The sequence below is a fragment of the Intrasporangium sp. genome (assembly GCF_036566125.1).
In the GTDB taxonomy this organism is placed as follows: Bacteria; Actinomycetota; Actinomycetes; order Actinomycetales; family Dermatophilaceae; genus Intrasporangium.
This window is the reverse complement of record NZ_DATCWX010000050.1, coordinates 1-10314: the sequence shown is the minus strand read 5'-3', so window position 1 is coordinate 10314 and position 10314 is coordinate 1. Positions and strand designations below refer to the sequence as shown.

Genomic DNA, 10314 nt, shown 5'->3' with positions numbered 1-10314 from the left:
TTCGTTCAGACAAGCCTCCCAGCAGGCAACACACCCGCTTATCGACTGCTGCCCCCTGCTGCAGCAGGGGGCGGCAGTCGATAAGCGGGTGTGTTGCCAGCTGGGAGGCTTGTCTGAACGAACTGAGCGACCCTCAGGCTTTGTGGCGTTGCTCATTGGGTGAAGAGCTCCGCGTCCCAGCCGAACTCGCGAGCCGCCTCGACGTTGTCGGGCCGGTCGTCCGTGAACCACACGTCGCTGCGGGCGATCGGGTGACCCAAGTCGGCCTCGATCACCCGATGGGCTGCGGCGAAGGCTTGGGGGTCTGGCTTGGCGATGCCGAAGTCGGCGCTGTTGAGGATCCGGTCGAAGAGCGGCGTCAGCCCGAGCAGCTCGATCTCCTCGGGGACGTAGTCCGTGCCGTTCGTGAACACGTAGGTGCGGTGGCCGTCCTCGCGCAGCGTGCGGAGCCGCTCGACCGTCTCATTGATCGGCGAGCCGCGGTGGGCCCGCCACTTCTCCATGTGCTGCCTGACGCGGTCGGGCTCGGGGACCGCGGGCTCCAGGGCGAGGCAGATGGCGGCATACCACTCGTCGAAGGTCTGCTGACCCGTGATCGTCGGTTCGAGCAGGTCCGGACGGAAGGCGGTGGCCGCGACCGTGCCGGGCGGCAGGTTCAGGGCTGCCTCGATGACGGGGTTCTGGTCCCCCGGGGCGAAGTCGCGGACGACGCCGTCGAGGTCGAAGACGTAGGCGGTGTGCTCCCGGATCCGCCAGGTCACGTGCTCGAGTTGTCGTCGGCCTGCCGGCGCGGCGTCGTGTGCGCCCAGTGAGCCGTGCCCTCGGACACGCTGCCCTCGGCTCGGCCGGTCACGACGTCAGCCACCGACGGGTCGACCCGCTGCTTGTAAGCGTCCTCGAGGCGAGCGACCTCCCGCTCCCGCGCGTCGAGCTCCTCTGCCCATTCGTCGAGACGACTCTCGCGGCTGCGGAGGTCCTCATCCTGCAGGGAGGCCTCCTCGAAGCGGCGTTCCTGCTCGACTCGGTCGGCCTCGGCCGTCCGCTCGAGGTCGGCAAGGCGCTCAGCCTCCCGCTCGTCCCGCCGGATCCTGGCCCGGCGGCGGGCCGCTGCGGCGACCAGGGCCCACCCGAGGGCGACGAGGAGCATCGCGATGGCTCCAACGGCGACGAGCTCGAGGGGGTGTGAGTCCCGGCTGAAGCCGAGCGCCTGGAGCTGGACCGTGCCCGTCTCGTCACGCACGCCCAGGAAGGCGGCGATACCGAGGCCGGCGCCGAGAAGCAAGAGGATGATGCCGAGCAGGATCATGTCAACTCCTTCGTCGCGCGCATCGGTCATGCGCTTCTTGCTGCTGTCGACCCTAGCCGTACCCAGCGGGCGCGTGCTGGTTCGGTTGGCGCCCACGTCGTTCCGTTAGCCTGACGCCCATGCGAATCCCGGTGAAGCTCGCCGCCGCCGTCCTTGCCGCGCTCTGCGCGACGGGACTCGCTGCGTGCACCAATGACGGCGACAGCACTCCGGGCCCGACGCCGCCGAGTCCGGCCCAGCGCCTCGCGGCCGCCAAGGCGAAGGTCGACGAGGCGCCCTCGGTCCACCTCAAGCTGGAGAGCTCCGGGGTGCCGAAGGACGCCAGCGGCGTCACGTCCGGTGACGGGTGGGGCGCCCATCCGCCGGCGTTCAAGGGCACCCTCAAGGGCGTGTTCTCCGGCATCCCAGCCGACGTGGAGATCGTCTCCACCGGCGGCGAGGTGTGGGCGAAGCTGCCGCTCTTCCCCGGTATGAACAAGATCGATCCGAAGGCGTTCGGCGTGCCCGACCCGGCCACGCTCTTCTCGACCGATCATGGTCTCTCGTCGCTGCTCACCGCGACGCAGAGCCCGGTCGAGGGCGAGAAGATCCGGAACGGCGCGGAGGTCCTCACGACGATCAAGGGCACGCTCCCAGGTGACAAGGTCGTCGACCTGTTCCTCGTCGGCGACCGGAACGGGACGTTCCAGGCGACGTACGGCCTGACCGACGAGGACGAGCTCCGTCGGGTCGCGCTTACCGGGCCATTCTTCGGCTCCGGCACGTCGTCGACGTACACCCTGACGCTCGACCAGTACGGCGCACCCGTCACGATCGAGAAGCCCTGAGCCGGGTGCCCTCCGGCCGGCACGCCCTGCTCGCGACGGCGTCGGTCGCAGTCGCGCTCGCAGCGGCTGACACCTATGTCGTCGTCCTGGCGCTGACCGACATGATGGCCGGTGTCGGCATCGGCGTCGACGCGCTGCAGCGGGCGACGCCGATCATCTCCGGCTTCCTGCTCGGCTACATCGCGGTGCTGCCCCTCATCGGGCGGTTGTCCGACCTGCTCGACCGGCGCCGGGTGCTGCTCGGCTGTCTCATCGTCTTCGTGGTCGGCTCGGCGGTGACGGCGCTGGCCACCGACCTGGGCGTCCTCGTCGGCGGCCGCGTGCTGCAGGGCGTCGGTGGCGGCGGGTTGGTGCCGGCGACGCTGGCCCTCGTCGCGGACCTCTGGCCGGCAGACCGTCGTGGCACGCCGCTCGGCGTTGTCGGGGCGGTGCAGGAGCTCGGCTCGGTGCTCGGCCCCGTGCTGGGCGCGGTGATCCTTGCGTGGTCAGGGTGGCGGGCCATCTTCTGGGCCAACGTCATTGCCGGACTCATTCTGTATGCCGCTGTGCGCGCTCTCGGGGCTCGCTCGCTCCCAGCCCTCCCGCCCTCCACGTCGAGTCTGCAGAAAGCGTCGCAGGCGGGGCGGCCGCCTGGGCTCACTCGACGCGTCATGACGGGGGTGCTCGCGGGGCTCGGCCTCGGCTTGGGTGTGCTCGCACTCGCCGAGCCCGAGGCGTTGGTCTCGGACGTGACGCTCGGGCTCGCCTTCGTGCCCATCGTCGGAGAGTCGCCGCTGCTCACGCCGATCGGGATCGCCGCCCTGCTGCTCCTCCTCGTCCTTGCTGTCGCCACCGCTCCACGCTGGTGGGCGGTGCTGCGCCGCGTGGATCTGCTCGGGGCGCTCCTCGTCGCCATCGCGCTGGGCAGTCTCGTCCTGACCTTCGCGTCGTCCGACCCCGAGAAGGAGGTGGTCGGGCCCTGGGGCCTCGCGCTCCTGCCGCTCGGGGCCGTTGCGCTGGCGGTCCTCCTCTGGTGGCATGGGCGTGCGACCGACCCCTTGATCCCCAGGCGCGTCGTCGGCCGGCGTGGCCTGCGCTCGCTGTTCGTCAGCCTGTGCGTCGGCGCCGCGCTCGTCGCAGTGGTCGTCGACGTCCCGGTTCTGGCCCGCCTCGCCGAGGGGTACGACGAGACGGGTGCGGCACTGGTGCTCGTCCGCTTCCTGCTGGCCGTGCCGGTCGGTGCCCTCGTCGGAGGATGGTCCCTCCATCGACTGGGCGAGGGCGTTGTCGCAGGGGTCGGGCTCCTGCTCGCGGCGGCGGGGCTGCTCGCCATGTCCGGGTGGACCATCCTGTCCATCCAGGACGCCGTGCCGACGACGCTCGTGCTGGTCATCGTCGGCCTCGGCATGGGGCTTGCCCTCGCTCCCATCAACAACGCGGTGCTCGCCGACTCGCCCGACCATGCGCACGGCGTCGCGAGCGCCCTCGTCGTCGTCGCGAGGATGGTCGGCATGGTCGTCGGCCTCGCGCTGCTGACCTCGATAGGGCTCAACCGCTACTTCGAGGCGGCTCGCCACATACCGGACCCGCTCGATACCGACGCGCTCGTCGCTGCCGGTGTCGTGCAGGTGCAGACCGTCTTCCTCGGTGGGGCCGTCGCGGCGCTCCTGGGCGCGGCCATCGCGTTCACGCTCGGGCGCGCTCTGCGCCGCGACCTCTCGTCCCCAATCGAGTGAACAAGAATCGGGCCGAAAAGTGGACTACTGATGTTTCCGTAGGTGATTGAGCGTCTGGCTGAGAGCACACGGGGCCACGGGAAGTGCACCTTCGACGGGGACCGGGCCACGCTGGGACTGAGCGGGCGCGTGGGGCCGAGCTCAGCGGCATACGGCTGATCCACTCGTGCCGTAGATGACCCACGGAAGAGTCATACAAGCCCAAAAGTTGTTCACTCGATTGGGAAGGTGCGAAGCGGCGGGAGCCTGCCCGCCCTCAGGGCATCCGTTGGACGGGCTGGCCGTCGAGGGCGCGGCTCATGATGCGCTTCCAGATCGGCGCCGCGTAGCAGGCCCCCGTCATCGCGGTGCACGACTTGCCGGCCATGGAGACGTTGAACATCCGGCGGGTCGGGTTCGTCGGGTTGCCGACCCAGACCGCCGTCGCCAACTGTGGCGTGTAGCCGATGAACCATGACTGGGCGTTGCCGTCCGCAGTTCCGGTCTTGCCAGCGGATGGGCGGCCGGGCAGCTGGTTGAGGATGCCGGAGCCGTGGGTCATGTTGTACTCCAGGTACTTCGTCGCCTGCGACACGTCCCGGGTTGCCGCGACTTGCCGGCATGACGGCGTCGGCTGCCAGAGCACCTGGCCGCCTTGATCGACCTCGGTGACGGGGTAGGTCTGGCAGACCGTCCCACCGGCGGCGAGGCCGGCATAGGCGTTGGCCATCGTCTGCGGCGACACCGTCTCCGCTCCGAGGACAACTTGGGGAGGGTACGTCCCGATGGGCGACCCGTCCGCGCCGTGGACGCCGAACGCCTGCATCGTGTCCCGGATCGCACACACGCCGAGCCGAGTCGCGAGCGCGACGAACGCGGTGTTGGTCGAGCGTGCCGTTGCCTCCATGAGCGAGATCCGTCCGCCGTGCCACGCCGTGTCGTTGTAGACGTGCCATGGGACCGCGAGACCGCAGGGCTGCGGGAACTGACGCGGTGTGAAGGTCGCGGCCGAGTGCGGCCCAGCTGCAGGGGCGTCGACACTGGCCCGGAGACCCAGCCCTTGGTGCATCGCCGTCACGAGCGAGAACGCCTTGGCCGTCGAGCCGAACTGGAAGCCGCCCGAGCCGCCGTAGGCCCGGTCCACCGCGTAGCTGATCGCCGTGACGCCGCTTGTCGTGGTCAGGCCGAATCGGGTGTCCTGGCCGAAGGCGATGACGCGGCCCGTGCCGGGCTCCGTGACATACGCGGCCGCAGCGACCCGGAGCGAGTTGCGCTCCGGAGCGACCTCACGGAGCGACCGATCGACGATCCGCTGGACGTCTGGGTCGAGGGTCGTGTGGATGGTCAGCCCGCCTCGGTAGAGCAGGTCGTGTCGCGCCTCGACCGTCTCGCCGAGCGCCGGCTGACGCTCGAGCCACTGGAGGATGAACTCGCAGAAATACGGATGTGGCGATGCGGCGCAGGTACTCAGCGGCTGGGTCACATTCAGGTCCTTGGCGAGTGGCCGCTTCTCGGCGGCGCGCCAGTTGGCCGCGCTGATGAGGCCGAGGTCGTGCATGCGGTCGAGCACCACGTTGCGCCGTGCCGTCGCGGCTGCGAGATGGTGGACGGGATCCGTTGCGCTCGGACTGCGCACCAGCCCGGCGAGCGTCGCGGCCTCGGACAGCGTCAGCCGGCTCGCGTGGACACCGAAGTAGTGCTCGGCCGCGGCCTCGACGCCATAGGCGCCGTCGCCGTAGTAGGCGACATTGAGGTAGCCGGCCAGGATCTGGTCCTTGGTCCACTGGCGCTCGAGCGTCGTCGCATACCGCAGCTCGGTGAGCTTGCGCACCAAGGTCTTTGCTGTCGCCGCCTGCGCTGCCGCGTCCTCTCCCGCGGCGCGGGCCTGCTCCTCGAGGCTGAGCTTGACGAACTGCTGGGTCAGCGTGGAGGCGCCCTGTGTCGCCTGCCCCGTGCGAAGGTCTTCGACGAGCGCTCGCGCGATGCCCTCCGGGTCGATCGCCCCGTGCGAGTAGAACCGGCTGTCCTCGATGGCCACCTGGGCCCGGCGCATGACCGGGGCCACGGCCGAGAGAGGCACGATGACGCGGTCCTTGTCCTGGGGCGTGGCGATCAGCGACCCGTCTGCGGCGAGAATCCGGGACCCTTGCGCGAGCGGGGTCGTCGCGAAGGACGCCGGCAGCGCGCTGATCGTGTCGGCTCCGGCGAGTGCGAGTCGGCCGAGTCCCGCGACGGCGGGCAGTGCGATCCCTGACGACAGCAGTCCGAGCCCGACCGCCGCAACGATGAACGCCACGAGGAGCGCCGGAATGCGGGTCACTGGGTGGGCACGACGGGCCACTCTCTCGAGTCTAGGCAGCGTTGCTGGACGGTCGCTGTGCGTTGGCTGTGAGTGCCGTTACGACCCGCCGCCGCCGTGGCCCGCAGGTCCATCGATCTCGAAGACGACCGGCGCATGGTCGCTAGCGCCCTTGCCCTTGCGTGCCTCCCGGTCGATCGCTGCGCCGGTGACCCGCGCCGCGAGCGCCGGCGAGCAGAGGGCGAAGTCGATCCGCATCCCCCTGCCCTTCTGGAAGCGCAGCTGCGTGTAGTCCCAGTACGTGTAGACGCCGGGACCAGGCGTGTGCGGCCGGACGACGTCCACATAGCCCGCGTCGACGACGCCCTGGAACGCGGCGCGCTCCTTCGGCGACGTGTGCGTGCGGCCCTCGTAGTACGGCACGCTCCAGACGTCCTCGTCGAACGGCGCGATGTTCCAGTCGCCGAGCAGCGCGATCTGCGCGCTCGGGTCATCGGCCAGCCAGGTCCGGCCTGCTGCCGCGAGGGCCTGCAGCCAGTCGACCTTGTAGAGCAGGTGCGGGTCGTCGAGCGTGCGTCCGTTGGGGATGTAGAGCGACCAGACGCGGACGCCGGCGCAGGTGGCACCGATCGCCCTTGCCTCCTCGGCAATCGGGTCGCCCCACCCGGGCATCCCGTCAAAGCCGATCCGCACGTCCTCGATCCCGACTCGGGACACGACCGCCACGCCGTTCCATTGCGACAGCCCATGGTGGGCCACCTCGTAGCCGAGGTCCTTGAACCGGTCGTAGGGGAACTGGTCCTCGCGGGCCTTGGTCTCCTGGACGGCGAGGACGTCGACCTCGCTCCGGACGAGCCAGTCCGTCACGCGGTCGATCCGGGAGCGGATGGAGTTGACGTTCCACGTGGCGATGCGCACGGTTCCCTACCCTAACGAGGCGGTCGGACATCGCCAGACGGCCCTGCGGAGACCTGGTGGCCCATGGGCGATCATGGGACATGGCCACCGACCGACTGCCGATCCTGCACCACCAGAACCTCGTCTTCGACGTGACGGATGCCGGGCCGGCCGACGGCACGCCGGTGGTGCTGCTCCACGGCTTCCCGCAGGACCGCTCGAGCTGGGACCGCATCAGCGAGCAGCTGCACGCGGCCGGAATGCGGACCTATGCGCCGGATCAGCGGGGCTACTGCGCGGGCGCCAGGCCGCCCGGCACGGCCGCCTACCGGCTCGAGCACCTCGTCGGCGACGTCATCGCGCTCATCGACGCCACAGGTCACGAACGCGTCCACCTCGTCGGCCACGACTGGGGTGGCGGCGTCGCCTGGCTCGTCGCCGGCAACCACCCGGACCGCGTCGCTTCGGTGACGGTCCTGGCGACCCCGCATCCCGCGGCGCTGTCTCGGGCCCTGCGGACCTTCGACCAGCTGCGCCGGTCGTGGTACATGGCCGCCTTTCAGGTCCCGGTCCTCCCTGAGCGTCTTGTCGCCGCGTGGTTCCGCTCCATCATGGTCGGATCGGGCCTGCCCATCGAGGACGCGGAGCGCTACGCGGCGCGACTGGCCCGGCCCGAGGCGCTCCGCGGGCCGATCAGCTGGTACCGCGCCATGCGGTCCTCGACGGTCCGGGCCCACCGGGTCGCCGTGCCGGCGACCTACGTCTGGGGATCGCGGGACGTCGCACTCGGTCGGCATGCGGCAGAGCTGACCCGCGAGCACGTGACGGGGCCGTACCAGTTCGTCGAGCTCGACGCCACCCACTGGCTGCCCGAGACACGACCGGACGAGTGCGCGGCCGCGATCATCAGCCGAGTCGAGGGCGCCCACCCACCCCTATTGTGACCATCATGACCTCGCGCCCCGTCGCCCTCGTCACCGGAGCCACCGCAGGCATCGGCCGGGAGTTCGTCACCCAGCTCGCCCAGCGCGGGCACGACCTCGTGCTGGTCGCGCGCGACAGGGGCCGACTCGAGGAGGTGGCCGCCGAGCTCAAGCGGACGTATGCCGCTGAGTCCGAGATCCTCGTGGCCGACCTCTCCGACCGGCAGGCTCTTCAGGCGGTTGCGGACCGGCTGGGAGACGCTGACCGCCCCGTCGACGTACTGGTGAACAATGCCGGTTTCGCCCTGCGCCGCAGCTTCCTGCGCGGCGACCTCGCGGACGAGGAGGCGGCGTTCGACGTGCTCGTGCGGGCTGTGCTCGTCCTGTCCCACGCCGCGGGCCGGGCGATGCGCGAGCGGCACCGCGGCACCATCATCAACGTGTCCTCGGTGGCTGGGTTCCTCGCTTCCGGGTCCTACTCGGCGGCCAAGGCCTGGGTGACCTCGTTCAGCGAGGGACTCGCCATGGAGCTGGACGGCTCTGGGGTCACCGTCACCGCGCTCTGCCCGGGCTTCACCAACACCGAGTTCCAGGAACGCGCCGGCCTCTCGAAGCCAGGGCCCGGGTTCATGTGGCTCGAGCCGGCCGACCTCGTCGCCGACTGCCTCAGGGACGTGGACAAGGGACGGGTCGTCTCGGTGCCGGGCCTGCAGTACAAGGCGATCGTGGGACTGCTCAGCGTCGCGCCGCGTCCACTCATCCGCAGGGCTGCGAAGGTCGCTCGCAGACGCCGCTGACTCGTCACGCGGCCGGCGCTGGAGGCCAGCTCAGCGGCATACGATGAAGCCTTGTGACCCAGCCACGGATCGACGTCGACATCGCCCGCGCCCGACTGCTCGAGCTCATCAAGGAGAAGGCCATCGTCCACGGGCGCGTCAGGCTCAGCTCCGGTGCGGAGGCCGACTACTACGTCGACCTGAGGCGGATCTCGCTCGACGCGGAGGCGGCCCCTCTGGTCGGGATCGTCATGCGCGACCTCACCAGGGATCTGGCCTACGACGCGGTCGGCGGCCTGACCCTGGGCGCCGACCCGGTTGCCACGTCGATGCTCCATGCGGCCGCTGCAGCCAGAGAGCGGCTGGACGCGTTCGTCGTCCGCAAGGCCGGCAAGGCGCACGGGCTGCAGCAGCGCATCGAGGGCCCATCCATCGAGGGTCGAAAGGTCCTTGTCGTCGAGGACACCACGACGACCGGGAACTCGCCGCTGGAAGCGATCAAGGCGGTGCGCGAGGCGGGAGCCGTGCCCGTCGCCGTCGCCACGATCGCCGACCGCGCGACGGGCGCGGGGGAGCGCATCCGTGAGGAGGCAGGGGTCGAGTACCGGTTCGTCTACTCGCTCGAGGACCTCGGCCTGGCCTGACGGCACAGAAAACCAGTCACGCTGGCGCGCTCGGATCCATACGGTTGGGCGATGGCCGACCTCACCATGAACACCATCATCCACACCGCAGTGCGCCGTGACCTGGCGCGCATGCACCGAGCCCTCGGAGCCTTCCCCGCCGGTGACCATGACCGGGCCAGGGCCCTCCAGCGGGCCTGGCGGACGCTGTGGAACCAGCTGCACCACCACCACGTTTCCGAGGACACGTACGTCTGGCCCTACCTGCGCTCCCTCGGGCCTGACGCCATCGACCCCTCGGTGCTGCAGGCGATGGAGGACGAGCACGAGGCGATGAGTCGTGCGATGCAGGATGTGACCGCGGCGGTCGACGGGCTGGCATCGGAGCCGACGGCTGAGCGGGCTGCCGCTGCCGCGAGCGCGGTCGCGCACACCACGGCTGTGACCGACCGGCACCTCGTGCACGAGGAGAACGAGGTGATGCCCGTGATCGTGGCTCGAGACCACACGCCCGAATGGAAAGCTGTCGAGAAGCAGCTCCGCACTGGCGGCCCGTTCCTGGCGGGCGAGCTGATGGCCTGGCTGCAGGACGGCGCCGAGCCGCACGTGGTGGCTGCACTGCGCAAGAACGTGCCCCCGCCGGTGCTCTTCGTGCTCAGCCGCGGCTTCGGCCGCGCCTACCACCGCGAGGTGGCCCCGGTCTGGCGCTGAGCCCTACAGCGCGGTCGCGATCTGGACCGGGTAGCCACGTCGCAACGCCGCGACCGTGGAGGGCGGAGTCACCAGGGTCGCGGTCCCGGCACGAGGCCTGGGCAGCTGCTCGCCGTAGCTGTTGTCCGGCAACCACAGGGTCAGGTGGTCGTTCCGGACGAGGGCCGGCCCCGCGTCGATGAGCACGAACGCGCCCTCGGGCAGGTCGCGCCACCGAGCACGGTGGAGCCGGCGGGTCCGATGGCGGGCCTCCCACCG

At 70.4% G+C, this 10314-nt stretch carries 11 protein-coding genes; 6 read left to right on the top strand and 5 right to left on the bottom strand.

Annotation, left to right across the window (positions count from 1 at the left end; genetic code table 11):
- Nucleotides 1-152: 152 nt before the first annotated feature.
- Both VIR15_RS03075 and VIR15_RS03070 read right to left on the bottom strand, forming a co-directional pair.
- Nucleotides 153-761 carry an HAD family hydrolase gene (locus tag VIR15_RS03075; RefSeq protein ID WP_331926003.1) on the bottom strand — a complete coding sequence of 203 codons (609 nt, stop codon included), beginning with the start codon at nt 759-761 and terminating at the stop codon, nt 153-155.
- On the bottom strand, nt 758-1336 hold the full coding sequence (locus VIR15_RS03070) for a hypothetical protein (RefSeq protein ID WP_331926002.1): 579 nt from the start codon (nt 1334-1336) through the stop codon (nt 758-760). Before VIR15_RS03070 ends, VIR15_RS03075 begins: the two co-directional genes overlap by 4 nt.
- Before the next feature lie 89 nt (nt 1337-1425).
- On the opposite strand from VIR15_RS03070, the gene VIR15_RS03065 reads away from it, so the two are divergent.
- On the top strand, nt 1426-2133 hold the full coding sequence (locus VIR15_RS03065) for an LppX_LprAFG lipoprotein (RefSeq protein WP_331926001.1): 708 nt from the start codon (nt 1426-1428) through the stop codon (nt 2131-2133).
- 5 nt (nt 2134-2138) lie between these two features.
- The gene (locus tag VIR15_RS03060; RefSeq protein WP_331926000.1) at nt 2139-3848 is read left to right on the top strand and encodes an MFS transporter; all 1710 of its coding nucleotides are present in this window, start codon (nt 2139-2141) and stop codon (nt 3846-3848) included.
- Nucleotides 3849-4104: 256 nt separating this feature from the next.
- Here the strand turns inward: VIR15_RS03060 and VIR15_RS03055 are convergent, their stop codons facing one another.
- Together VIR15_RS03055 and VIR15_RS03050 are read right to left on the bottom strand one after the other, a co-directional pair.
- Nucleotides 4105-6168, bottom strand: a complete 2064-nt coding sequence (locus VIR15_RS03055) for a transglycosylase domain-containing protein (protein WP_331925999.1) — start codon at nt 6166-6168, stop codon at nt 4105-4107.
- Between the two features lie 57 nt (nt 6169-6225).
- Entirely contained in the window at nt 6226-7044 is an 819-nt protein-coding gene (locus tag VIR15_RS03050) for an exodeoxyribonuclease III (RefSeq protein ID WP_331925998.1), read from the bottom strand.
- Nucleotides 7045-7124: 80 nt separating this feature from the next.
- On the opposite strand from VIR15_RS03050, the gene VIR15_RS03045 reads away from it, so the two are divergent.
- From VIR15_RS03045 to VIR15_RS03030, 4 genes are read left to right on the top strand one after another with little or no spacing between them, the layout of a single operon-like run.
- Nucleotides 7125-7967 (top strand): alpha/beta fold hydrolase, encoded by an 843-nt coding sequence (locus VIR15_RS03045; RefSeq protein WP_331925997.1) that lies wholly within the window; start codon nt 7125-7127, stop codon nt 7965-7967.
- A gap of 5 nt (nt 7968-7972) precedes the next feature.
- Nucleotides 7973-8743 (top strand): SDR family NAD(P)-dependent oxidoreductase, encoded by a 771-nt coding sequence (locus VIR15_RS03040; RefSeq protein WP_331925996.1) that lies wholly within the window; start codon nt 7973-7975, stop codon nt 8741-8743.
- Between the two features lie 53 nt (nt 8744-8796).
- Nucleotides 8797-9366 (top strand): orotate phosphoribosyltransferase, encoded by a 570-nt coding sequence (pyrE, locus tag VIR15_RS03035; RefSeq protein WP_331925995.1) that lies wholly within the window; start codon nt 8797-8799, stop codon nt 9364-9366.
- 51 nt (nt 9367-9417) lie between these two features.
- Nucleotides 9418-10056, top strand: a complete 639-nt coding sequence (locus VIR15_RS03030; protein ID WP_331925994.1) for a hemerythrin domain-containing protein — start codon at nt 9418-9420, stop codon at nt 10054-10056.
- 3 nt (nt 10057-10059) lie between these two features.
- Here VIR15_RS03030 and VIR15_RS03025 read toward each other — a convergent pair.
- Nucleotides 10060-10314 (bottom strand): hypothetical protein (locus VIR15_RS03025; RefSeq protein ID WP_331925993.1); only part of this gene is annotated, 255 nt, incomplete at its 5' end.